Genomic DNA, 24,269 nt, shown 5'->3' with positions numbered 1-24,269 from the left:
TACTCTTACAGGCTGTAAACAGGATCATGCTTAACAGAAACGGGGGAGATACAATGAAGGGAAGAGGATCGGACTTTTACGATGATGAGGCGAACTTTGAGAAGTATATGGAGCGTCGCAAGTGGCAGGAGAACGCCAATGATACATTGGAGAAGCCGGTGATGCTGGAGTTGATCGGAGACGTTGCTGGCAAGAATATTCTGGACCTCGGTTGTGGAGATGCAAGGTTCGCGGCAGAATTGCTGAGTATGGATCATCCAGGTACAACATATACGGGGATTGAAGGTTCTGTGAATATGATTCAGGCAGCCAACGAGTCGGTCAACGGATTGAATGCCCGGATTGAGCAAGCGTTCATGGAAGATTGGACCTACCCGGCCGGAGTGTACGACCTGGTTATATCGAGACTGGCCATTCACTATATTGAGGATGTGGACAGCCTGTTCCGCTACATATACAATACTTTGAAAGAGAACGGGACATTTGTTTTCTCGGTAGAACATCCTGTAATCACGTCCACACTGCAACCCTCCGGGACTCGAACGGATTGGGTGGTTGATCAGTATTTTGTAGAAGGATATCGGGAGCAGCAGTGGCTGGGCGGTTCTGTGAAAAAGATGCATCGTTCCATTGAATCGTATTTTATGGCATTGCAGCGGGCAGGGTTCTTTGTAGAGCATTTACGCGAGTCAGCACCACAGCGTGCTCATTTTATAAACGAGGAAACCTATCTGCGCAGGCAACGCATTCCGCTGTTTCTGTTTTTAGGTGCCCGGAAGTAGATAGTGATAAAGCGTATAAATAAATAGATGAAACCGTAAAGTTATACTCATAAAGTAGAAAGTTCTACACAGAAAACGGTGGATAACACTAGATATAGGAGTGAAAAGCCCGAAATCTATCCACATGTGGATAAGATATTGGGCTTTTACTGTTATGTTTCGTTACCTTTGATACGTTTGCTGTGTATAACCCCACGATTATGAATCCTCTGCAGCTCTGACATAGATACGATCCCCATGCCGATCGACTCCAACAGGTGCCTCGAAGAAGTTGCTTAGCACTTCCGTGTTCATCAGCTCACTAGTTAATCCGCTGTTGACTATTTCACCCCGACGAAGCAGGAGGCTGTGACTAAACACAGGCAATATTTCCTCAGTGTGATGGGTGACATAAATGAGTGAAGGGGTGTCTGGGCGCTGTGATAATTCACGGATGCTCTCCAGCAGTCGCTCTCTTGAGAACAGATCCAGTCCATTGCAAGGCTCGTCCAGAATGAGTACGCGCGGATTGGCCATGAGTGCTCGGGCAATAAGGAGTTTCTGTTTCTCGCCTTGAGAACAGGTGCGATATTCGCGATCCCACAGGTGCTGACAGCCCAGCGTTTGCATCAATTTTTGTGCCTGATCCAGATCATCATCTGAGAGCTTGTCATACAGGCCAATGGTGGCGTGTTTACCGCTGATCACCACATACTGTGTGCGGTCTGTACCGTGCAATTTCTCTTGCAGAGATGAACTGACCCAGCCGATGGATTCGCGAAGCTGCCTCAGATCCACATCACCATATTCATGGCCTAATACGGATATCTTGCCTTCGGTCGGCCAGAGATACCCGGTGATCATGTTCAAAAGTGTTGTTTTGCCAGAGCCATTCAGGCCAAGCAGCGCTCAGTGTTCACCGTTATTGACCTGCCAATTGACATCGTTCAGCAGGGTGTGAGGGCCCCTTTTCCAAGTGACATGCTGTACATCAATAATCATGCGTTATTCCTTCCTTCTGTTATCCTCAATTGTCCTAGGTGTATTGTAGTCACAAAACGAAAGAGGTTTCAACGGTCATCACGCTGTTCTTGGTCGATCCCTGCGCAGAAATACAGCACACACACCAAGCAGTGGCAAAAACGAACATAACTTGATAACAAACGCAACGCTGGTCACATCAATTAAGGAACCTAACACAACAGAGCCAAGTCCAGCCATGCCGAACGATAGGCCGAAAAACAAACCGGATACCGTTCCAATATGACGAGGAAGCAACTCCTGTGCATAGACAATGATCACGCTGAAGCCAGACATCAGGATGAGTCCAATCATTCCGCACAACACCATGGACAAGACGGGTCCAGCATAAGGTAGCAACAGTGAAAACGGTGCAGTACCTGCAATGGAGAACCAGATCATCGGTTTACGTCCATAGCGGTCAGCGAGTGGCCCACCGAGCAAGGTTCCGACCATGCCGGCAAATTGCAGAATAAACAGACAGATCTGTGCCTGGGAGAGAGGCAATTGATATGCATCGGCGTAATAGAAGGCGTAGTATCCAGTCATGCCAGCGATATATACGAATTTGGAGAACAGCAGTAGGATGAGGATACCCATTGTAAAAGCGATGAATCCCCTGCTCACAGGGCGAACTACTGGTTCTGCGCCGCTTGATTTTAGAGGCTGTTGCTGACGAATGCAGGTTTCGGCAAGCTTGTCTCTGTACCAACGACTGACCAAAGACTGAATGAAGATGCCGATCAGGGCAAAGCCCATCAGCCATAGAAAACTAAGCTGCCCATGTGGCAGCAGGATGAAGGCGACCAGTAATGGAGCAATAGCCTGTCCTGTGTTGCCTCCCACCTGGAAGATCGACTGCGCCATTCCACGTCCACGGCCAGCTGCCATATGGGCCACGCGTGAGGATTCGGGGTGGAGGATGGATGAGCCTATACCAATCAATGCTGCCGAAACAAGCAGCATCCATAACTCGGAAGATAAGGCTAAGCCGAGAACACCGATAAGGGAGAATAACATGCCTCCAGGAAGCAGAATCGGCATTGGCTTGCGGTCTGACATATAACCGACCAGTGGCTGAAGGACCGATGCGGTAATATTCAGGGTGAAGGCAATCCATCCCATCTGGGCGAAACTGAGCTGCATAGTCTGCTGGAACAGTGGGAAAGCAGACGGAACAACTGTCTGCATCGCATCATTCAGCAGATGGGCGAAGCTGACTCCGGCGAGTGCCCAGTTGGCGGAGGAGTTAATTTGCATTTTGCTTAAAGTGGCTTGAGCCATGGGAGATCACCTCGAATTATTTTTTTCAATGATAAAAGATATGGTCGGGTATTGTCTTTGTGAAAAGTGCTTGGAAAGTGAGCACGATTTGCTATAATGTCAGCAGGTGAGGAAACGATGGAATTAAACATGACGTTAAATGGGTTGGAATTATGGAGAGCTACCGGAGGATTCGCGAATGAGCCGCATGTACATGACGACTGGTACCAGCTAACGCTGCCGGTCAGAGGCCAATGTCATCTGGTACAGGAACGGCACGCATACCCGCTAAAAGCAGGCATAGGAATTATTGCTCATCCCCAGACCGAGCATTATTTTGAAATAGGGTCGGATTCGGCTGTCATTGTGATCAAGTTCCGTAAACCGCCAGCAGGCAGTTTCGAAGGTGTAGAGTCAAGTGGGGGACAAGCTGAATTTCGGCCTACCCAGACCTTTGATCCGGCGGAGATCAGCAGTCTGTTTCGAGGCTGGAATTCCATTTTGTTAGATGACATGCCAGATTTGCTGCAAGTACAGGAAACAGAACTGGCGGTCGAGACGTATCTAAGACGCATGTTGACGGGGCAGGAAAATGGAAAAGGGATTGTAGATAACGGTACAGTTATTGATCCTCATCTACGCCGAGTGCTGGAGTATATTCACAGTGCCTACACGGGCCCTATGGATATTGATTCAATGGCGATGGTTGCTCATCAGAGTCGGTATCATTTCATGCGTTCTTTCAAGGCTCTTACGGGATCAACACCGTATCAATATCTGCTGAGTTTGCGCGTAGAAGAAGCGTCCAGGAGGCTCCGCCTTACGACTGATTCAGTGACGACAATCAGTTATGAGCTGGGATTTTCCAGCGTCAGTCAGTTTTACAGGGCTTTTCAGCGAGTGTATGGTATGACACCGATGGAATATCGGAATTATGTGTAGATTTAAATAGCCAGTCTCGCGTATGCGAGACTGCATTTAGAACATTACAGCATGACACTGATATTTGTTGTTGCCAAACGATGGAGACTTTGCTAAGATGGGAAAAAGTTAATGTAAGCGTATACATTTAGGTTAAAATTACAACGTTGTAATTATGGTTAACCATCAGAATAGTTGCAGTAGTTTTAGCAAGATTGATGATAAAATAGCAATTAATCAATGGTAATAGAGTTGATATACGGATAATTATAATCCATATAACAATTATGTAGAATATACTCGTCTTAAAATTCAAACGTTGTAATTATGAAACGAAAGGAAGCGATTTAAGGTGAAGAGACGTATGTCCACGTTGTTCAGCTTGATCAGACGGGATAAGTATTTGCTGCTGATGTTCTCGCCAATCTTTCTGTATTACCTCATTTTTATGTACCTTCCGATGCCTGGCGTGTTACTCGCATTTCGTAACTTCTTGCCGGGGCAGGGCATGTTCAGTGGGGAATGGGTAGGCCTGCGCTGGTTTGAGCAGTTCGTGAACTCCATCTATTTTTGGCGGCTGCTGCGCAATACGTTTTTGCTCGCATTTTTGCCACTCCTGTTTGGCTTCTCCATCCCCATACTATTCGCGGTCTGCATCGTAGAGATCAAGAACCGAACATTCAAACGATTTGCCCAGACGGTTACGTATCTTCCTCACTTCATCTCCACGGTCGTTGTAGCTGGCATGATTATCAACTTCCTGTCACCAACAGACGGTATTGTGAACACCCTCATCGCGAGTCTTGGCATGGAAAAAGTGAATTTCATGATGGATGCCAGCTGGTTCCGCACCATCTTCACGAGTTCCGACATCTGGCAGAGCTTCGGCTTCAGCTCCATCATCTACATTGCGGCCATTATGGGGATCGACCCCGAGATATATGATTCCGGCAAAATCGACGGCGTCAACAAATTCCAGGAGCTGTGGCACCTGACCCTTCCCAGCATCAAACCAACGATCGTCATCCTCCTGCTCCTGTCGCTTGGCGGCATAATGAGCGTAGGCTTTGAGAAAGTATATCTGCTCTACAACGGAGCCACCTACGAAACTGCCGATGTATTGTCTACCTATGTCTACCGGATGGGGATCGAGGGACAGAACTACGGCTTTGCCACAGCAGTGGGTTTGTTCAACTCCATTATCACATTTGTGCTTGTCTTTGCAGCCAATTCCATGACCCGACGCCTGACCAAGATGTCACTCTGGTAACACCATAACCGAACCCAAAGGAGATGCTGTATGCAAAAATCGAGTAGTGATCGGTTGTTCTACGGATGTGTCCACCTGCTGACCATACTGGCGGTTGTTATTACGTTGTATCCCTTCCTGTATGTAATCAGTATTTCATTCAGCTCGGTGGATGCCATCGACAAACAAAAAGTCGTGCTGTGGCCTGTCGGGTTCACCCTGTCAGGTTACCAAATGGTCCTGCAATACAAGGAGCTGTGGGTTTCATTTTATAACACCGTCTGGTACACCGTGGTTGGCACGCTGTTAAACATCGTGGCCACTTGCCTCGCCGCCTTCCCGTTATCGAGACAGCAGTTTTTTCTACGTAGAAAGCTGAATTTTTTTATCGCCTTCACCATGTATTTCTCGGGTGGACTCATTCCGGTCTACATGCTGATTACCTCGCTCGGGCTGTACAACACCCGCTGGGTGATGGTGCTGCCTGTGCTGGTGATTACGTTTAACGTCATGATCTGCCGCTCAGCTTTCGAAGGTATTCCGAATGAAATTTTCGAAAGTGCCAGTATAGACGGGGCCAACGAGATGACGATGCTGTATCGTCTGGCGGTTCCGATCATTAAGCCAACACTGGCTGTACTTACCCTGTACTATGCGGTATTCCACTGGAACAACTTCTTCTCGGCCCTATTATATCTGGGCAAGCAGGATATGCAGCCCTTACAGATGTTCCTGCGAAGGGTGTTGATCATGGCTTCCCCTGAAGTGATGCAGAAGATGGGAGGTACGATGACTTCGGGTGCACTGGCAGTCTCCTCCCTTCAGGTTCGTTATGTATCCATTGTGGTCAGCATTCTGCCTATTGTTACGATCTACCCGTTTATCCAACGGTACTTCGTTAAGGGAATTACCCTCGGAGCCGTGAAAGGATAGCCTTTTTTACCCGAGCATCAGAATTGACCAAGGTTGTCAGGACTGTTCATACCTAAGGAGGAATGATGGATGAGATTTAAAGGGGCAGGAAGAAAAAGTGTAATGGCAGCGATACTGGCAATCAGCCTTGCGGGTTGTAGCGGAGGAACAGGGGCAGGGACTGATGCGGGGAGTACCCCAACCAGCTCGGAACCTGCATTTAATTACACTGGTGCAGGACCGGTGACGGATCAGCCGGATGCCAAATTATCTGTTCTTGGAACCAACGCTTGGACGACCAATGTGGATCTGTCTACCGCCGCAATTGTGAAGAAAATCGAGAGCAATGCCGGTGTTGAGGTCGATTGGGATTTGATTCCACCACAGAATTACGCGGATGCTGTGAATCCGAGACTGGCTGCTGGTACCGGATTGCCGGATATCGTCTACCTGCCGGACCAGGATCAGCTCATGAAATACATCAATAGTGGCCTGTTTATCCCAATTAACGAACTGGTAGATAAGTACGGAGTGAATCTCAAAAAAATATATGAAAAGTCTCCTTCGGTCAAAGCCAGTTTAACGACGCCAGATGGTAAAATGTATTATATCCCGCAGCAGACGCTCACCCGAAACTATATGCCTGTGTTTATGATCAATCAGCGCTGGCTGAAGAAGCTGGGATTGAACGAACCGACTACACTGGATGAGTTCACAGCGATGCTGCGTCAATTCAAGACGGATGACCCGAATGGCAACGGGCAGGCTGATGAAATTCCGCTGTCCATGGAATCCAAATTTGTGTCGATGGCATTTGGTCCTGTTTTTGGTCTGGATCTGTCCAATCAGTTCTATGCGGATGATCAGGGCAAGGTACATTTCAGCTATTATGAACCTGCCTACAAGGAATATCTGGCTTACTTGAATGGGTTGTACAAAGAAGGTCTGCTTGGGGTGGATTACGCCAGTACCACAAGTGATCAGGTGACCTCGCGCATCTCTCAGGATGTGACGGGAGCGACGTTTAATTTTAGCTGGTACATGTCGATGGTCTACAGCCCGCTCTTCAAGGATTATGATCCGGCGGAGCCCATCTTCAAAGGTATTCTGCCACTGAAAGGACCGCATGGGGATCAGTTCTATGTAGGACGTACACCGGTAAGTGGCATCTTCGGGATTACACGAGACAGCAAAAATCCGGAGCTGGCTTTCCGATTCCTGGACTATGCCGTAAGCGAGGAAGCGCAGACGTACTATACCTGGGGCATCAAGGATGATACGTATACGGAAGAGAATGGCGTGAAGACATTCACGGACAAAGGCAAGGACAATGAGTACATTCAGAAGCTCGGGATCGGACCCGTCAATCTGCCTAACATTCAATCCACCGACTCTGCCGATTCTGTCGTAGCGGAATGGCATGCCAAGCTGGACAAGGAACTGGAGCCGTACATCCGTGAACCGTTCCCGTTTGTCTACGCACTGCCGGATGAGGCCAGTGTAGAGAGCATGGCGATGCCTGACATCACGACCTATGTGGAAGAGATGAACTTCAAATTTATTAGCGGAGATGCCAGTCTGGATCAGTTCGACAGTTATATTGAAACTTTGAAAAAGATGAATATTGAGCAGGTTATTGCTGGCAGACAGGCGCAGTATGATCGATATAAAGCTGCACAGCAATAAGTTTCCCAAGGTATGAAGGGTGTTGATTGATTTTGATAACCATTAAAGATATTGCCAAACTGGCGGGGGTGAGCTATAGCACGGTATCCAAGGCGCTTAATGATGATCCTCGAATCAAACCTGCGACGAAGCAGAAGGTGCTCGCCGTTGCGGAGAAACACCAGTATCGGAAAAATATGTTGGCTCGGCAGCTCTCCACGGGCAGAAGCAATATCATCGGTTTTGTGCTGGATGAGCTGAGTAATCCGTTGTTCTCGAACATATCGGGCAATCTGCACGCAGAGCTGAAGAAACGGGGATACCAGATGATTCTGGTCGTCGCCGATGACGGGGTAGATGTCTTCAGCCAACTGCGTGTGGATGGTTGCATCCTGTGGGACTATGCCTTGGACAATCGGGATGTATTTTGGAAAAAGTTTGCGACGCTCAACATGCCGTGTTTCGTGCTGGGTACAGATGAGACGCCCAACTCTCCATACATCAAGATTGACCGCAAAGAGGGCATATTCAAAGCGGTTGAGCACCTGCAGTCACTGGGTCATACCCGAATCGGTTTTATCGGCAACTCGCAGAATATCAAACTGGAAGGATATAAGGAAGCCATGCAGCGCACAGGCCTGATGTTCAACGAAGATCATGTGCTGCCAGCACACTCCTCTTGGGAGGACGGGTATTTTGCCATACGTAACCATGCATTTGGCCCGGAGTCACCCACGGCTTTTATCGGATTGAACAACCTGGTGACCCGGGGAGCGCTGCGGGCCTTGCTCGAAGCAGGTTACAGCGTCCCGCGGGATATCTCGTTGATCGGTTACGATGATCTGCCCGATATGCAATACGCCGAGGTCGCACTGACAACGATTGGCCCACCACTGGATGAACTGGCTGCGCAGGCCGCTGAGCTGATTGTATCGTTGATCCGTGATGAACAGGTGGACTATCCGGTGGTAATTCAGCCGAAGTTGAATCATCGTAATTCAACGGCAAAATGCCAGTAACGAAGAACAAGAATGATTAGACGCATATGTGCACGTTAAGGATGGTACAACATTCAAGGAGGGGTCCGTTATGCAGGTACAGACGCAATTATCCTGGTCTGAGCGAATAGCAGAGACAATTATCCAGCAATGTGACGGGGACGGCTATCATGCGTTTCCTTCTGAACGATGGGCTTATGTTCAGGGGATGACACTAATGGCAATGGCGCGAACGGGTAAACAGTACGGCAAGGATGAGTATATTACTTTTATGAAGAGACATATGGATATGTATGTGCAGCAAGATGGTTCCATTGCGACGTATTCACTTGAAGAATACAACCTGGATCAGATCAACCAGGGCAAAAATTTGTTTGAATTGATGGATACTACCGAAGATCAGCGTTACACGGAAGCCGCACATCTACTTGCGGCACAACTTGCAGGGCAGCCCCGAACATCCGAAGGCGGCTTTTGGCACAAAAAGATCTATCCATTCCAGATGTGGCTGGATGGATTGTATATGTCGTCTCCTTTCCTGGCTCAGTATGCGAAGCAATTCAATCGTCCGGAATTATGGGATGAGGTAGCTCATCAGATCTTGCTAGTTGAACGCAAGACACGTGATCCACGCACCGGGCTGCTCTATCATGGCTGGGATGAATCAAAAGAGCAGGTCTGGGCCGATTCCCTGACCGGATGTTCTCCGCACTTCTGGAGCCGGGCGATGGGCTGGTATGCGATGGCTATTGTAGACAGTGTGGAGCATTTCCCTGTGCATCATCCGAAGCGTGGAACGATTATTGGTATCTTCGAACGGATGTGTCATGCATTGGTTCGCGTGCAGGAGCAGGGGAGTGGGCTGTGGTTCCAAGTACTCGATCAGGGTTTCCGCAAGGGCAATTATCTGGAAGCTTCCGGTTCAAGCATGTTCGTGTATGCACTTGCGAAGGGTGTACGGTTGCGTTATCTGGAGCCGCATTTCAGAGAGGCGGCGGAGAAAGGCTGGAACGGACTGACCTCCAGCTTGGTGGAGGAAACCGCTGACGGGGTGAAGCTGAATGGAATCTGCCACGGGGCAGGACTCAGTCTGGACCGGGACGGCTCTTACAGCTACTATGTCAGCGAAGCAATTGTAAGCGATTCTTTTATGGGTAGGGCTCCTCTATTGCTGGCTGCGCTGGAAATGGAGCGATTGTCATGAGTAAGCAGGTGTCACCGCATACAGATCTGGATCAAAAGACCCGATATTATATCGTTGCTTCGGACAGGACAGGTGATTATGCTACGATACAAGCCGCCATTGATGCTGTTCCGGACCATACAACGGAGTGCTTCGAGATTCGAATTAGGTCAGGTGTATATTATGAGAAGCTGCATATTGAGAAGCCGATGATTCATCTGGTAGGCGAGGGAGCGGAGCAGACCGTCATTACGTATGATGATCATGCACTCAAGAAGTTCCCGGATGGATCACAGTATCATACGTTTCATTCGTATACTGCCTTCATCGGAGCTGACGACTTTATAGCCGAGCGACTTTCTTTTGTTAATTCTGCTGGGCCAGGTAAGGTAGTAGGTCAGGCGTTGGCTATTTATGTGGATGGAGATCGGGCTGCATTCCGTGATTGTCGCTTTATCGGCCATCAGGATACGATCTTTACCGGGCCATTGCCGGAGCAGCCGCTGGATCGCAGCTACTTTGGCGGGCCACGAGATGGTGCCGAGCGGCGAAAGCTGCGTCAATATTATGAGGACTGTTACATTGAGGGCGACATTGATTTTATTTTCGGCTCGGCTACGGCTGTGTTCAAGGGTTGTGAGATCTTTGCGAAGAACCGTTTGTCTGATGCGGCGGCTGCGAACGGAGAAGTGAACGGCTGGATTACCGCAGCTTCTACACCCGAGGATGTACGTTATGGATATGTATTTATCGATTGTGATCTGACCAGCAATGCACCTCCCCAGTCGGTATACCTTGGTAGACCATGGCGTAATCATGCCAAAGTCTGTTTCTTGAACTGTTGGATCGGTGCTCATGTGAAGCAGGAGGGCTGGCATAACTGGAACAAAGCCGAAGCGGAAGCGACGGTTGTGTACGCCGAATATCACAGTGCCGGACCTGGGGCTGGAAATGGGATGGTGCGGGTCCCATGGGCGAAAACACTCAGTGAGCAGGAAGCGGCCGAATACACGATACCTCTTATTCTGTCCGGTGTGGACGGGTGGCAACCTTTCGGTGAGGAGAAGGGCTAAATCAGTGGCAATACAACCTTTTACTATGCAAAATAAAAGATAAAGGCTGTCTATCAAGTCTCTTAAAGACTTGATAGACAGCCTTTTTTGTGCGGTATCTTACATTTTTCGCCCCCCATAGAAATAATTTATCCCTTATCTGATTTGCATTTTACTGATTAAATACAGGGTGAGGATCTGTAAATTCCCTGTAAAATTTGGATGGTGTCTGTTGAAAAAGAAAACGAGAGGGAAGGTCCATTTTAGTAAGGGAAGGGAGTGAGAGGGCACTTAGCTTCAGACGGTTTAATAAGGCTCGAATCGATCGCGGATTACATGTGAGTGCACCAGTGAAGCTTTGTCTGCAAGGTGAGAATAACCTAGTACAGGAGGGATTTTGCTTGAATAAAGCTGTTCGATTCCGCCCGGTCATTACATTCGCTTTGGCATTTCTTCTGATTATTTCGTGGTATGCACCAAGAGCTGACGCCGCTGCCCTGTGGCAGGCAGGCACCGCATACAAGAAAGGAGATCTCGTAACATATCAAAATAAAGATTATGAGTGTATTCAGTCCCATACGGCGTTGACTGGTTGGGAGCCTTCCAATGTTCCTGCGTTGTGGAAATACGTCGGTGAAAATACCGGCGGAGGGGGAGAGACTCCGGGTCCTGATACGATTCCCCCTTCTGTGCCAACTGGTCTGACCTCATCCTCCATCACAGACACCTCAGTCAATCTGGCTTGGAATGCATCCACGGATAACGTGGGTGTAACGGGATATGAGGTGTATCGAAACGGCGTTCTCGTGACAAGCACCTCAGCAACAACGGCTGTAGTAACGGGACTGACAGCTGGCACGACTTATGTTTTTACGGTAAAAGCAAAAGATGCCGCAGGCAATACATCTGCTGCGAGCACATCCCTCAGTGTAACGACTTCCAACGGATCTTCTCATCCTGGGCCAACCGGCAGCAAATGGCTTATCGGCTACTGGCACAACTTCGACAATGGTTCTACCAATATCAGACTTCGTAACGTATCAACAGCCTATGACGTCATTAATGTGTCCTTTGCCGAACCAATTTCACATGGCAGCGGAACGCTTGCTTTTACTCCGTATAATGCGACGGTAGCCGAATTCAAATCTGATATTGCCTACCTTCAAAGCCAAGGAAAAAAAGTGCTGCTTTCTATGGGGGGAGCCAATGGCACCATTGAACTCACCGATGCGACCAAGAGACATCAGTTTGAAGAATCGTTAAAATCGATTATTTCCACCTATGGTTTCAATGGTCTGGATATCGACCTGGAAGGAAGCTCCTTGTCTCTTAATGCAGGGGATACCGATTTTCGTAGTCCGACGACACCGAAGATCGTTAATCTCATCAATGGTGTAAAAGCGGTTAAGTCACATTTTGGTGCCAATTTCATCCTGACTGCAGCACCGGAGACGGCCTATGTACAGGGGGGATATCTGAGCTATGGCGGCCCTTGGGGAGCATACCTGCCAGTCATCCATGCTCTGCGTAACGATCTGACACTGCTTCATGTACAGCACTATAACACGGGCTCCATGGTGGGGTTGGATGGGCGCTCCTACGCCCAAGGGACAGCTGATTTCCATGTGGCCATGGCCGAAATGCTGCTTCAAGGCTTTCATGTAGGCGGAAGCTCAGGTCCATTCTTTAGTTCCTTGCGACCGGATCAGATTGCCATCGGTGTACCGGCTTCCCAGCAGGCTGCCGGAGGCGGTTATACGACGCCAGCTGAGCTGCAAAAGGCACTGAATTATTTGATCAAAGGTGAGTCATACGGTGGCTCCTACACCCTTCGCCAACCTGCTGGTTATGCAGGCCTTAAGGGGATTATGACCTGGTCGATTAACTGGGATGCGTATACGAACAACCAGTTCTCAAACGCACATCGTTCATTCCTGAATGGTTTTAGCACGCAAACAACAAAGGAGGTTGTGTACTAAATGCCAAATGTAAATAAACAAACTGTTTTGAAGAAAACCGCAACGTTTTTCCTGGGTCTGTCCCTGCTCTTATCTGTTATTGTCCCTTCATTTACACTCCAACCTGCTACGGCAGAAGCAGCAGATGCGTATAAAATTGTTGGTTATTACCCGTCCTGGGCCGCGTATGGGAGAAACTATAATGTAACCGATATCGATCCGAGCAAAGTGACGCATATCAACTATGCTTTTGCTGATATTTGCTGGAACGGCATTCATGGAAATCCGGACCCTTCGGGGCCAAATCCTGTGACCTGGACCTGTCAGAATGAAAAAAGCCAGACGATCAATGTGCCCAACGGAACGATCGTACTTGGCGATCCTTGGATCGATACGGGTAAGACCTTTGCAGGGGATACGTGGGATCAACCCATTGCAGGCAATATTAATCAGCTGAACAAGCTGAAACAAATTAATCCTGATCTGAAAACAATCATCTCCGTGGGAGGATGGACGTGGTCCAACCGCTTCTCCGATGTAGCTGCGACTGCTGCAACCCGAGAGGTATTTGCAAACTCTGCAGTAGACTTCCTGCGGAAATACAATTTCGACGGGGTAGATCTGGACTGGGAGTATCCGGTATCTGGCGGGCTCGATGGTAACAGCAAACGTCCTGAGGATAAGCAAAATTACACGCTGCTCCTGAGCAAAATCCGTGAGAAGCTGGATGCTGCCGGAGCTGTGGACGGCAAGAAGTATCTGCTTACGATTGCCAGCGGTGCATCTGCGACCTATGCTGCAAATACAGAGCTTGCCAATATAGCTGCCATCGTCGACTGGATTAATATTATGACATACGATTTTAACGGGGCTTGGCAAAAGATCAGCGCACATAATGCACCATTGAACTATGATCCTGCGGCTTCAACTGCTGGCGTGCCGGATGCCAATACATTTAATGTAGCTGCCGGAGCACAAGGGCATCTGAATGCAGGCGTACCAGCCGCTAAACTTGTGCTTGGTGTTCCATTCTATGGACGTGGCTGGGATGGATGCGCACAGGCAAATAGCGGTCAGTATCAGATGTGCACGGGTGGTTCTTCCGTTGGAACATGGGAGGCAGGCTCCTTTGATTTCTACGATCTGGAAGCCAATTATATCAACAAAAACGGGTATACACGTTACTGGAATGACACGGCCAAAGTGCCATATCTCTATAATGCGTCCAACAAGCGCTTTATCAGTTATGACGATGCGGAATCTGTTGGGTATAAAACCACCTATATCAAGAGCAAAGGACTCGGTGGTGCGATGTTCTGGGAGCTGAGCGGTGATCGTAACAAAACGCTCCAAAACAAGCTGCAATCGGATCTGTCCAATGGGGGCACCTTGCCGCCAGTAGATACGACAGCACCGAGCGTACCCGGAAATGCCCGTTCGACAGGCGTGACGGCAAACTCGGTGACGCTGGCCTGGAATGCTTCAACAGATAATGTAGGTGTGACCGGTTATAACGTCTACAACGGTGCTAATCTTGCGACCTCTGTCAACGGAACGACCGCAACGATTAGCGGACTTACAGTCGATACCTCGTACACATTTACGGTGAAAGCAAAGGATGCGGCGGGCAATCTGTCTGCTGCGAGTAGTGCTGTGACTGTAAAAACGGTAACAGGAACGACGAACCCGGGAGTTTCCGCTTGGCAGGCGAATACAGCCTACACTGCAGGACAGGTGGTCACGTATAGCGGCAAGACGTACAAATGCTTGCAATCCCACACGTCCTTACCGGGGTGGGAGCCATCCAACGTTCCCGCATTGTGGCAGGTTCAATAGTTAAAATATGGATTACAACATTTTTAAATTGAAGCGTGCAGTATAAAAATAGAAGAACAAAAACCACCGGCTCTTGATTGATCCGGTGGTTTTTGCTGTGTTATATCAAAGCAGGCTCCCAAAAGGCTATCTATTAGAAATTGAAGTTGTCCGGATCAGGTCCAACGCGTACATCTTCGTTCAGAGCACTGATCTGATCCATCTCTTCATTTGAAAGTTCAAAGTCGAAGATGGAGGAGTTCTCGATAATCCGCTGTTCCTTGGTGGACTTCGGAATGGTAATGACTCCATTTTGCAGATCCCAACGCAGGATTACTTGTGCAACCGATTTGCCTTTGTCTGAAGCAATAGCCGTGAGCACTGGGTTGTCCAACAGCTGGCCTTGCATTAGAGGCGACCAAGCTTCAAGTTGGATACCATGTTTTTCACAGAAAGCCTTAAGCTCAACCTGAGTCAGGCGAGGGTGGTATTCCACCTGATTGATCATCGGTTTTACTTTGGCATCCTGCATCAAGTCTTCGAGATGATGAATCTGGAAGTTGCTTACACCAATGGCCTTAATGCGGCCTGCCGAGTACAGTTCCTCGATTGCTTTCCAGGCTGCTTTGTATTTGCCGGCCTTAGGCCAGTGAATCAGATACAGATCCAGGTATTCCAATCCCAGTTTGTTCAAGGTGGTATCAAAAGCGGCAAGTGTTTCTTCATATCCGAGGTCTGCATTCCATACTTTGGATGTCACAAACAGTTCTTCGCGTTTCAGGTTATTTTCTTTTAAAGCCTCTGCAATCGCTTGGCCCACACCGACTTCATTGCCGTATATTGCGGCAGTATCGATACTGCGGTAGCCATGTTTAATCGCATTTTTCACGGCTGCAATCAACTCGGATCCTTCTTCTACCTTAAATACGCCAAGTCCAAACCAAGGCATGTGAACACCGTTATGCAAAGTTACTGTAGATTGTAAATGTTGTGCGGTTTGAGTGGTTGTCATGAGAGTTCCTCCTAGAATGGTGTAAAAATCAGTCATTTAAAGCTGAATTTCAGTTATTTCATCATACAAAATCAAATCACAGTAGATCAAATTGTGTTCAACGTATATAGTATAGTAAAATACGATATGAAACCGGTTCCCTTCATAGCTGGAACTGATATACGGAAGGGCGAGTCCAATAGGCAGGATGAAACTTAGAACGAAGCTTTCTCCATTTCGGCGGGTACATGTTGATCCTTGCTCTCCAGCATTTTAGCCCATGCGGTCAGGATTACGGCTACGAGAACCATCAAGGCACCGACCCATGTCGTGTGAATCAAACCAATGGAGTCATTGATCACTCCACCCAAATAGGCACCGATGGCAATGCCTGCATTAAATGCGGCGATGTTGAAGGCAGAGGCTACATCCTTGGCCTGTGGTGCATATCGTTCAGCCAAGGTTACAACGTACATCTGAAGACCAGGCACATTCATGAAAGCAAGTAGTCCCATACCCATAATGGTAAGGAGTGCTGCCAACTTGAAAGGGACGGTAAAATACATCACGCCCAGAATGATAGTCTGAAGGATGAACATGTAGAAGAGGGCCTTGAGCGGGTTGCGATTGGCGGCTCTGCCGCCGATAATATTGCCGACAGCAATGGCGATTCCGTACAACAACAGAATGAACGCTACCGTTTTCTCGGAATAGCCGCTGATATCATGCAACAACGGGGACAGATACGTAAAGACAACAAATGTCCCTCCGTACCCAACGGCAGTGATAGCGAAAGCCAGCAGCAAGCGTCCACCTGTAACCAGCTTCAACTGATCCCGAAATGCCGTTCGTGTTCCGCGTTTCAACGTGGATGGCACGAGTATCAGGTTCCCGATCATTGCAACGATGCCAACGACAACAATCAGGATAAAAGCAGCGCGCCAGCCCCAATGTTGACCGATGAGTGTACCGAGAGGTACGCCAGTTACGGTAGCTATCGTTAACCCGGAGAACATGATGGCAATGGCACTTGCCCTGCGGTTGGCAGGTACCAGATCCGCTGCAATCGTGGAGCCTATGGACATGAATACTCCGTGAGCCAGAGCGGATACCACTCGTGCAATGAGTAACATAGTGATACCCGTCGATAGTGCAGCCATCGTGTTACCCGCAATGAAAACAATCATGATGGCAAGCAGTAGCGTTTTGCGTGATACGGTAGACGTCAGTGAGGTCAGAACAGGAGCCCCAAAGGTAACGCCTAAGGCATATAAAGTAACGGTCAGTCCCGCTGTAGTTACGGAAATGCCCAGGTCATCTGCAATGAGGGGCAGTAGCCCAACGCTGATAAACTCGGTGGTACCGATCGCGAATGCACTAATGGCCAGCGCCAGCAGCGCCCATGTGCTGCGTTTTGAATCTTGTAACATTTTTTGCTCCACTCCCCAGAATGTAGATTTACGTACCGGCAAATGCTATTATGAGTTATTCGGTATAGATTGAATAGTACGTACTTTTTAGTACCCTACGTACTTTTTGGTGCCTATACAGCATGCGTCGGATGTAATTCAATTCATCAGGGAGGAAACAAGGTATGGTTCGAAAAAAATATAACATCTCGGTTGAAGCAACTCTGGAGGTGATCGGTGGCAAGTGGAAATGCGTCATTCTGTGTCATCTGACACATGGGAAAAGACGAACCAGTGATCTTAAGCGTATTATGCCCGCTATTACACAGAAAATGTTAACACAGCAACTCAGAGAGCTTGAAAACGACGGAATCGTAAACCGGATTGTATATAATCAGGTCCCTCCCAAGGTAGAGTACGAATTAAGTGATTATGGGCGGAGTCTTGAACCGATTCTTAATGCGCTCTGTAATTGGGGAGATCAGCATATTGTGAAGGAATACGGAGACAAATCAGCAGTGTTGGAAGATAACGGGCTGAATGATTTTAACTCGGACAATAGGGAGCTGGTGCAACCGTGAACTATGAGATTTTATATGATGGTGCTTTTGCGATGCTTAAAGTACATCTGCAGCGGGGAGAGCGTTTCAAGGCCGAAAGCGGTGCGATGGTATCCATGACTCCGACGGTTGAACTGAAGGGTTCAGCAGAAGGTGGAATGTTTGCCGGGTTCGGTCGAATGCTGAGCGGGGAGAAGTTTTTCTTTCAGGAACTGACGGCTGCGGGCGGGTCGGCAGAGATTCTGCTCTCGCCTTCAAGCATGGGCGATGTAGAAGCTGTTGAATTGGACGGTTCCTATTCACTCTATGTGCAGAAAGACGGATTTCTGGCAGGAACCGAGGGCATTCAGGTGAATACCAAAATGCAAAACCTGAAGAAGGGTCTCTTTTCGGGAGAGGGGTTCTTTATTATTGAGATCAGCGGGCGTGGAACCGTATTTCTGTCTTCCTATGGTGCCATCCATGCGATCAATCTGGCTGCAGGTGAAGAAATGATCGTGGATAACGCCCATTTGGTGGCATGGCCTCATTATGTAGATTACCGTATTGAGAAAGCTTCACAGGGCTGGTTATCCAGTGTTACAAGTGGAGAAGGATTGGTATGTCGGTTCCGTGGAGAAGGAACCATTCTTATACAGAGCCGTAATCCGCAAGGATTCGGACAATGGGTGAAGCAATTTATCCCTGCGCGCTAATTATTTTTGCAAAACGACACACAGGGTTGCAACGGATGTGTTTCCATCATCGTTGTATGAATAACGGACTTACTTAATAGTGATGGATACATATTCTGTTGCACAAGGTCGCACATCATGGAGGTATGAGATGACAAGCTCACGGTATAAAAATGCACAGGAAAGCCCGGGATACCTGCTCTGGCAGGTTACATCGATGTGGCAAAAGGAAGTACGCAGAGTGCTGGAGCCCCTCGAACTGACACAACCGCAATTTGTATTGTTGCACGCCTGTCTATGGCTCAATGAACACGATGAGGAAGGTAAAGGCGTTACGCAGGTTCAGATTGCCCAATTTGCCAAAGTGGACGTTAACGTTACTTCTCAGGTGCTGCGTGCTCTTGAAAAGAGAGGGTTAATTACCCGCGCTCGTCATCAGACGGATACACGTGCCAATATTATTACAACGACGGAAGAAGGAACCCGATTGGCCATTGAAGGAATTCATCTGTGTGAGGAGTCGGACAAGGCATTCTTCGAAACTTTGGATGATCGTAAGGAAGAGTATATGGAGATCATGCAGGAGTTCTTTCGACGTAAGACTGAGGAGTAATCCGTAATATATCTTTTTTTAATGTATTAAACTACAGAATGTAGTGGAACTGGAAATTTTTCTAATGACTAATAATTATATAGCACCGCTGCAAAATACAAAAAGACCTCCTGACTTCATCCGTCGGGAGGTTTATTTCAGTTGGTTCAATCAATCCGATATGATGCAAATGGCTCGCGGCGGCGAAAAGAGTCACTGATCTGATCCAGTTCGGCCTGCAACTCGTCGGACAGTTTCATATCCAGACTAGCCAGGTTATGTTCCAGCTGTTCGGTGCGTGTAGCCCCGACAATAACGGTGGATACAGCCGGACGTATCAGTAGCCATGCGAGCGACAACGCGCTCGGGGAGCACCCGTGTGCGGCAGCTTTTGCGCTCACTTGTTCACTCAGGCTGATATTATGTTCCAGCAGGAAACGGTTGAAGGACGGATCGGTGTCTGCTCTGGACCCGGAAGGCACGCTGGCCTGTCCGTTATATTTACCCGTCAGAATGCCGCCTGCCAGTGGGAAGTACGGAATAATGCCTACACCCTGATCCAGACACATCGGTACCAGTTCCAGCTCAGGTGTACGGTCTGCCAGTGAGTAGCTGGTTTGGGTGGAGATGTAGCGCATATAACCTTTCTGTTCACTGATCCCCAGCGCTTTCATCAGCTCCCAGGCTGCATAGTTGGAGGCCCCGATGTAGCGCACTTTGCCGGAGGTAACCATGTCGTCCAGCGTGCGCAGTGTCTCATCCAGCGGTGTATGCGGATCAAAGGTATGGATCTGATACAGATCCACATAGTCCGTTTGCAGACGCCGCAGGCTATGTTCCAGCTCTTGTTGCAGATGGTAGCGGGATGAACCCCGCCCATGGGGACCATCATGCCGGGGCAAGCCGGCTTTGGTAGCAAGCACCGCGTTTTCCCGTCTGCCTGCTAAGGCCTGTCCAATGATGCGTTCCGATTCCGTACCTGCGTAGATATTGGCGGTATCGATAAAGTTGATGCCCTGATCCATTGCTGCATGAATAATGCGGGTAGAAGCTGCTTCATCCGCGCGTTTGCCAAACGCATTAGTGCCAAGCCCCAGTGCCGACACACGCAGACCACTATTGCCCAAACGTCTATACTCCATCATTCATCGCTCCCTTTATGCTGGTTTATGTAATGCAGATTATAACGTAATCTATTGAAAACGTGTTATTAATATAGTTAAATGATTCTAAGAACCCGTTATTAAAGGAGATATGATGGAAAATAGTGCCGCACATTTAACCAGACGCAAGCCGAAGACACCGAAGAAGAGCTGGAAGAAGCCATTGATCATCACCCTGAGCGTGCTGATTGTGTTGGGAGGACTCGGATTTATCTATCAAAAACAGCTTGTCCTGCTGGCATTTAACATGTTCGCCTCGGGTACTGTAAAGGAAGCCCTGGATGACTCTTTTAAACCCGCTGGCGATAAGGATGCCCCCGTCGTGGAACATACCGATCCATTCTCACTGTTGTTGCTAGGGATTGACCAACGGGATAACGAACCAAGCCGTTCGGATACCATGATCTATTCTGTTGTGCGTCCAGAAGACAATAAAGTGCTGCTGCTGTCTATTCCACGTGATTCCTATACCGAGATTGTCGGTCGGGATGTGAAGTCAAAGATCAATTCAGCTTATGCCCACGGTGAAGCCAAGATGGCGATGGATACGGTGGAGAATCTGCTGGGGAACAAAGTGGATTTCTACGCTGCAATTAATTTTAATGGGCTTAAGGATATTGTCGATGCGGTGGGCGGCGTTGAACTGCCGATCAAAAAGAATATCGAGAACAAATCAAAAGCGCATGAGAAACTGTTTGTTGAAGCCAATAAACCGATCTATAGCGGCGAAGAAGCGCTTGGTTATGTGCGTTACCGGGAAGATTCCGATTTCAATCGGACGATGCGTCACCGGATTTTCTTAAGTGCCTTCATGAATCGTGCGCTGGAGGTCAAAAATCTGACCAAGATCCCGGACGTCATCCAGATTGCCGGATCGAACTTTACAACCAACATGACCTCGGATTTCATCGTGAAATTTGCCGAGTCCTTATATATGAAAGACAGCATACCAACGATCAGCAATTACATGCTGAAGGGGGAAGGTGCAACGCGCGGTGGCGTATGGTTCTACGATCTGTCGGAGGATGATCTGCAGTATGTGCGCGGCATGATCGCCAGTTGGCTGGACCCGGATGCGACCGAGATTATTGAACCGGAGTCAGCGGATCAGGCAGATACACCAGATGCAGCATAAGCATCCATTATTGTGCAGGAGAAGCCTGCGTACCTCTCCAACTCCGAAAACGGATCAGAGATTGCGCCAACTGTACCTGTAAATGCTCATATGAATATAAGTCCGGGAAAGCGTATGCTTCCCGGCTTTTTTTGCGTTCGCGATCCTTCGGATGAAATATTGTACGGATATATCTGATGTTTAAACCTCCTTTTATGGCATACATATAGTAAAATATAGGGAAAAGATTAAACATCAACCAACGGAGGAAGCTCATGAAGGAGTTTAAGGATCGGCTTCAACAGGTTCAGGAGCAACAGAAGCAATTGGCGAAGGAGTATCACGCCTTGCTCCAGGAATACCAGTCCGATGACCTGATCGTTCAGAATGAACAGTTACAGGAACAGTATGAAGCCCACAAACTCAAGCTGCACCAGCTTGAACTTCGCTCGCGCAAGATGGAGGAAGAGAATGCACGACTTCGCATGGCGTTATCCGAACAGATGCTGGATGAGAAGCTGAATCTGATCCGGGTATCCCGGGAGAAGATGGAGACCTATTTTCAAGGGAAAACAGCGGTACATAATGATCGAATTGCATTCCATGAACATCGAACGAAATCCAATCTGAACACGCTGTATAACCAGGCAGCGCAGGAGTTGCAAGAGGATTCCCACGAGGTGAAGGAGAGGATTGCTTACCTTGCGGCAGAGGTGAATGAGCGCATTGAATCGCACAAGCGAGCCGTACGGGAGAGAGAAGAGGCTCTACGTGGGCACATGGAGCGTGGATATGAGCAGATGGCGGAGGAGGGATTGAGCGAAGAGACCATTCAACGCCGGATCAAGCAGAACCGCATGGAGATGAAAATTGGACTCAGCTGGATCAACAAAGTAGCCATCCTGCTCCTCATTCTGGGGGTTGGAGCAGCGTTCCAATACTCGTACTCCACCTGGTTTAATGACGAGATGAAGAGCGGAGCCTTTTTCCTGCTCGGTGCAGTGATGCTCGCTGGAGGAGAATGGCTGTTCCGACGCAAAAGGCAGACGTTTGCGATGGGGCTGCTCGGCGGTGGGATATCCGTCTTGTTCGGCTCCGTCTTCTATAGTTACTTTTTACTGCATATTATCGGGTTATATACGGGACTTGGCTTGTCTGTATTGGTATCGGCGATCTCCGTATTGTTGTCCTTGAGATACCAGTCGAAGACCATCTGTTCACTGGGTCTGGTAGGCGGATATCTTCCGCTATTCTCCTATATGTTCTCGTTCGGGCTTGAGGGCCCTGCTGTCTATGTAGCCATGATCTATCTGCTGCTCTTAAACGGCATTATTGTGTTCATTTCGTTTGGCAAACGGTGGCCGGTGGTGCACTATATCAGTTTCCTGTTCAACACACCATCCATGCTCATCCTCTTATGGCTGTCGCCAAGTGAGAAGATTGGCATGTTGTATTCCATTGTGACGTTTGCATTATATCTGGGCATTACGCTGGCGTATCCGTTCAAACACCGGATGAAATTAACCCGGTGGGATTTCGCTCTGCTGGCTATGAATACAAGCATCAGCTGTCTGATGTTATACGTGTTATTTGATGTGGCGAATTGGAATGATGCTCAGGGCTTGCTGGCGTTGATCTTCTGCGTGGTGTATCTGGGCCTCGCACGATTCGTTCAGCACAATATGGCTCAGGAGAAACAGACGATTCTACTCTTTTATGTCACTTCCCTAACCTTCGCCATTCTGATTATTCCGTTCCAGTTCGGGGCCAAGTGGTTATCGTTGGGTTGGTTAATTGAAGGGGTTCTGCTGGTCACACTCGGACATCTGAAACGGCTCAAATCGGTGGAACGTGCCGGATGGGGCATCGTGCTTCTATGTCTAATCACTTTTGTGTACTATGACCTGCTGGCGCTATTGTTCATCGGCGAACGTTCTTACTTCATGTTAAAATACACCAGCATCACGCTGGGCACTTTGCTTATTACACTGTATTATGCCTGGGCAGTTCATGGCAGCTCATCTTCCAGGGAGAGATTCAGCTACAGCCCGCTGGAGTTGGGTTTCATGAACGGATTCAAGTATGTGACACTTGCGAATGTGTGGTTATACGTGCTGTATGAGTCGAATGAATTGTATACCAGAGCTGTCGATGGGACGTTCCTGTTATACATGTTCTACAAGTTACTCATGTTTGCAGCGCTCACGATTGCATTGGCGTATGGACTAGGCAAAGTGAAGCTGCTGCGCGACCGATTCGTGCAGGTGTACACCACCTTCCTTCATGCCGTTGGCTGCTGTATTGCACTGGCCGTAACCTTAACTATGCCAGCGCTTCAGCCGGAAGTTCAGCAGCATACAGCGGCTGAGATTGTTGGTTTACTGGTGCTGATCATCTTTAACGTAGGGGTATTCTTTGCAGGAAGGGATCTACTGATTGCAGGCATCCGCGGGCAGTTCAAGAGCATTGAATGGTACCCGGTTATCGCAGGGGTGTATCTGCTGGGTGTCATCACCGTATTCCTGACAATCCAGTTCCAGTGGGGCGATGTGGGGCTGATGTTCAGCCTGATCTATCTGCTGCTCGCGATTCTCTATATTGCCTATGGATTCCGTAGAAAATATGTCATGATTCGGCGTCTGGGCCTTGGTCTAACGTTGTTCGCTACGGGTAAGATGGTGTTCTATGATGTGGGGATGCTCACCTCGGGCAGCAAAATCTTTGCTTATTTCAGCTTCGGTGTACTATTGCTTGGGATCTCTTACCTGTATCAGAAGGTGTCCAGCCGGATGGAGGAAATACAGTCCAGAGAGACAGTGAAGCCTGATGACGAACCGAATGTGCCTGAGGAAGAAGAAGACTGATATAATGATTCTACTTTCAGCCCATGATGTGTGTGGGCAGTTTGAACGGACGTTCTTGCTGGTTAATGTTCTTATTTGAACTAAATGGAAGGACTCCGGATGTGT

At 48.5% G+C, this 24,269-nt stretch carries 19 protein-coding genes and 1 pseudogene; 15 read left to right on the top strand and 5 right to left on the bottom strand.

Features of this window, described 5'->3' with window-relative positions; translation table 11 throughout:
• Positions 1 to 53: 53 nt before the first annotated feature.
• A complete protein-coding gene (locus tag AC1S8V_RS29355; protein WP_482071800.1) occupies positions 54 to 782 on the top strand; it encodes a class I SAM-dependent methyltransferase in 729 nt (242 codons plus the stop codon).
• Positions 783 to 980: 198 nt separating this feature from the next.
• On the opposite strand, the pseudogene AC1S8V_RS29350 reads toward AC1S8V_RS29355, so the two are convergent.
• Both AC1S8V_RS29350 and AC1S8V_RS29345 read right to left on the bottom strand, forming a co-directional pair.
• Positions 981 to 1,763, bottom strand: a pseudogene (locus AC1S8V_RS29350) (ABC transporter ATP-binding protein).
• A gap of 78 nt (positions 1,764 to 1,841) precedes the next feature.
• Positions 1,842 to 3,065: an MFS transporter gene (locus AC1S8V_RS29345; protein ID WP_482071799.1), complete on the bottom strand. Its 1,224-nt coding sequence runs from the start codon at positions 3,063 to 3,065 to the stop codon at positions 1,842 to 1,844.
• A gap of 96 nt (positions 3,066 to 3,161) precedes the next feature.
• On the opposite strand from AC1S8V_RS29345, the gene AC1S8V_RS29340 reads away from it, so the two are divergent.
• From AC1S8V_RS29340 to AC1S8V_RS29300, 9 genes are all read left to right on the top strand, one after another.
• Positions 3,162 to 3,986 carry a helix-turn-helix domain-containing protein gene (locus AC1S8V_RS29340; RefSeq protein WP_482071798.1) on the top strand — a complete coding sequence of 275 codons (825 nt, stop codon included), beginning with the start codon at positions 3,162 to 3,164 and terminating at the stop codon, positions 3,984 to 3,986.
• Between the two features lie 343 nt (positions 3,987 to 4,329).
• Positions 4,330 to 5,235, top strand: coding sequence for an ABC transporter permease (locus tag AC1S8V_RS29335; protein WP_482074613.1), 906 nt, complete (start codon positions 4,330 to 4,332; stop codon positions 5,233 to 5,235).
• Between the two features lie 30 nt (positions 5,236 to 5,265).
• A complete protein-coding gene (locus AC1S8V_RS29330) occupies positions 5,266 to 6,147 on the top strand; it encodes a carbohydrate ABC transporter permease (RefSeq protein WP_482071797.1) in 882 nt (293 codons plus the stop codon).
• A gap of 69 nt (positions 6,148 to 6,216) precedes the next feature.
• Positions 6,217 to 7,812 (top strand): extracellular solute-binding protein, encoded by a 1,596-nt coding sequence (locus AC1S8V_RS29325; RefSeq protein ID WP_482071796.1) that lies wholly within the window; start codon positions 6,217 to 6,219, stop codon positions 7,810 to 7,812.
• Positions 7,813 to 7,844: 32 nt separating this feature from the next.
• Positions 7,845 to 8,810, top strand: a complete 966-nt coding sequence (locus AC1S8V_RS29320; RefSeq protein WP_482071795.1) for a LacI family DNA-binding transcriptional regulator — start codon at positions 7,845 to 7,847, stop codon at positions 8,808 to 8,810.
• 70 nt (positions 8,811 to 8,880) lie between these two features.
• A complete protein-coding gene (locus AC1S8V_RS29315) occupies positions 8,881 to 9,993 on the top strand; it encodes a glycoside hydrolase family 88/105 protein (RefSeq protein ID WP_482071794.1) in 1,113 nt (370 codons plus the stop codon).
• Positions 9,990 to 11,045: a pectinesterase family protein gene (locus AC1S8V_RS29310; protein ID WP_482071793.1), complete on the top strand. Its 1,056-nt coding sequence runs from the start codon at positions 9,990 to 9,992 to the stop codon at positions 11,043 to 11,045. The genes AC1S8V_RS29315 and AC1S8V_RS29310 overlap by 4 nt, the downstream gene beginning before the upstream one ends.
• A 380-nt stretch (positions 11,046 to 11,425) precedes the next feature.
• Positions 11,426 to 13,003, top strand: a complete 1,578-nt coding sequence (locus tag AC1S8V_RS29305) for a chitinase (RefSeq protein WP_482071792.1) — start codon at positions 11,426 to 11,428, stop codon at positions 13,001 to 13,003.
• Positions 13,004 to 14,818 (top strand): glycosyl hydrolase family 18 protein, encoded by a 1,815-nt coding sequence (locus AC1S8V_RS29300; RefSeq protein ID WP_482071791.1) that lies wholly within the window; start codon positions 13,004 to 13,006, stop codon positions 14,816 to 14,818.
• A 133-nt stretch (positions 14,819 to 14,951) separates the two neighbouring features.
• Here the strand turns inward: AC1S8V_RS29300 and AC1S8V_RS29295 are convergent, their stop codons facing one another.
• Positions 14,952 to 15,809 (bottom strand): aldo/keto reductase, encoded by an 858-nt coding sequence (locus tag AC1S8V_RS29295; protein ID WP_482071790.1) that lies wholly within the window; start codon positions 15,807 to 15,809, stop codon positions 14,952 to 14,954.
• 194 nt (positions 15,810 to 16,003) lie between these two features.
• Positions 16,004 to 17,218, bottom strand: coding sequence for an MFS transporter (locus tag AC1S8V_RS29290; protein ID WP_482071789.1), 1,215 nt, complete (start codon positions 17,216 to 17,218; stop codon positions 16,004 to 16,006).
• 164 nt (positions 17,219 to 17,382) lie between these two features.
• Between AC1S8V_RS29290 and AC1S8V_RS29285 the strand changes: the two genes are divergently transcribed.
• From AC1S8V_RS29285 to AC1S8V_RS29275, 3 genes are all read left to right on the top strand, one after another.
• A complete protein-coding gene (locus AC1S8V_RS29285) occupies positions 17,383 to 17,778 on the top strand; it encodes a winged helix-turn-helix transcriptional regulator (RefSeq protein ID WP_017691613.1) in 396 nt (131 codons plus the stop codon).
• Complete coding sequence (locus AC1S8V_RS29280) at positions 17,775 to 18,452, top strand: TIGR00266 family protein (protein WP_017691614.1); 678 nt, start codon at positions 17,775 to 17,777, stop codon at positions 18,450 to 18,452. The genes AC1S8V_RS29285 and AC1S8V_RS29280 overlap by 4 nt, the downstream gene beginning before the upstream one ends.
• A 130-nt stretch (positions 18,453 to 18,582) precedes the next feature.
• Positions 18,583 to 19,044: a MarR family winged helix-turn-helix transcriptional regulator gene (locus AC1S8V_RS29275; protein ID WP_482071788.1), complete on the top strand. Its 462-nt coding sequence runs from the start codon at positions 18,583 to 18,585 to the stop codon at positions 19,042 to 19,044.
• 146 nt (positions 19,045 to 19,190) lie between these two features.
• Here AC1S8V_RS29275 and AC1S8V_RS29270 read toward each other — a convergent pair whose 3' ends face one another.
• A complete protein-coding gene (locus tag AC1S8V_RS29270) occupies positions 19,191 to 20,165 on the bottom strand; it encodes an aldo/keto reductase (protein ID WP_482074612.1) in 975 nt (324 codons plus the stop codon).
• Positions 20,166 to 20,277: 112 nt separating this feature from the next.
• Here AC1S8V_RS29270 and AC1S8V_RS29265 point away from each other — a divergent pair, with 112 nt between their 5' ends.
• Together AC1S8V_RS29265 and AC1S8V_RS29260 are read left to right on the top strand one after the other, a co-directional pair.
• The gene (locus tag AC1S8V_RS29265) at positions 20,278 to 21,321 is read left to right on the top strand and encodes an LCP family protein (RefSeq protein WP_482071787.1); all 1,044 of its coding nucleotides are present in this window, start codon (positions 20,278 to 20,280) and stop codon (positions 21,319 to 21,321) included.
• Positions 21,322 to 21,575: 254 nt separating this feature from the next.
• Positions 21,576 to 24,164, top strand: a complete 2,589-nt coding sequence (locus AC1S8V_RS29260) for a DUF2339 domain-containing protein (protein ID WP_482071786.1) — start codon at positions 21,576 to 21,578, stop codon at positions 24,162 to 24,164.
• Positions 24,165 to 24,269: the final 105 nt, after the last annotated feature.

Source organism: Paenibacillus sp. B46(2026), from assembly GCF_056786355.1.
The sequence above is the reverse complement of the archived record's forward strand: the minus strand, read 5'-3'. Positions and strand labels throughout refer to the sequence as shown.

Bases quoted from the DNA above. Each gene is read 5' to 3' on its own strand.
- AC1S8V_RS29355 (WP_482071800.1), top strand. From the start codon at position 54: ATGAAGGGAAGAGGATCGGACTTTTACGATGATGAGGCGAACTTTGAG.
- AC1S8V_RS29345 (WP_482071799.1), bottom strand. From the start codon at position 3,065: ATGGCTCAAGCCACTTTAAGCAAAATGCAAATTAACTCCTCCGCCAAC.
- AC1S8V_RS29340 (WP_482071798.1), top strand. From the start codon at position 3,162: ATGTCAGCAGGTGAGGAAACGATGGAATTAAACATGACGTTAAATGGG.
- AC1S8V_RS29335 (WP_482074613.1), top strand. From the start codon at position 4,330: ATGTCCACGTTGTTCAGCTTGATCAGACGGGATAAGTATTTGCTGCTG.
- AC1S8V_RS29330 (WP_482071797.1), top strand. From the start codon at position 5,266: ATGCAAAAATCGAGTAGTGATCGGTTGTTCTACGGATGTGTCCACCTG.
- AC1S8V_RS29325 (WP_482071796.1), top strand. From the start codon at position 6,217: ATGAGATTTAAAGGGGCAGGAAGAAAAAGTGTAATGGCAGCGATACTG.
- AC1S8V_RS29315 (WP_482071794.1), top strand. From the start codon at position 8,881: ATGCAGGTACAGACGCAATTATCCTGGTCTGAGCGAATAGCAGAGACA.
- AC1S8V_RS29310 (WP_482071793.1), top strand. From the start codon at position 9,990: ATGAGTAAGCAGGTGTCACCGCATACAGATCTGGATCAAAAGACCCGA.
- AC1S8V_RS29300 (WP_482071791.1), top strand. From the start codon at position 13,004: ATGCCAAATGTAAATAAACAAACTGTTTTGAAGAAAACCGCAACGTTT.
- AC1S8V_RS29295 (WP_482071790.1), bottom strand. From the start codon at position 15,809: ATGACAACCACTCAAACCGCACAACATTTACAATCTACAGTAACTTTG.
- AC1S8V_RS29290 (WP_482071789.1), bottom strand. From the start codon at position 17,218: ATGTTACAAGATTCAAAACGCAGCACATGGGCGCTGCTGGCGCTGGCC.
- AC1S8V_RS29285 (WP_017691613.1), top strand. From the start codon at position 17,383: ATGGTTCGAAAAAAATATAACATCTCGGTTGAAGCAACTCTGGAGGTG.
- AC1S8V_RS29275 (WP_482071788.1), top strand. From the start codon at position 18,583: ATGACAAGCTCACGGTATAAAAATGCACAGGAAAGCCCGGGATACCTG.
- AC1S8V_RS29270 (WP_482074612.1), bottom strand. From the start codon at position 20,165: ATGGAGTATAGACGTTTGGGCAATAGTGGTCTGCGTGTGTCGGCACTG.
- AC1S8V_RS29265 (WP_482071787.1), top strand. From the start codon at position 20,278: ATGATGGAAAATAGTGCCGCACATTTAACCAGACGCAAGCCGAAGACA.
- AC1S8V_RS29260 (WP_482071786.1), top strand. From the start codon at position 21,576: ATGAAGGAGTTTAAGGATCGGCTTCAACAGGTTCAGGAGCAACAGAAG.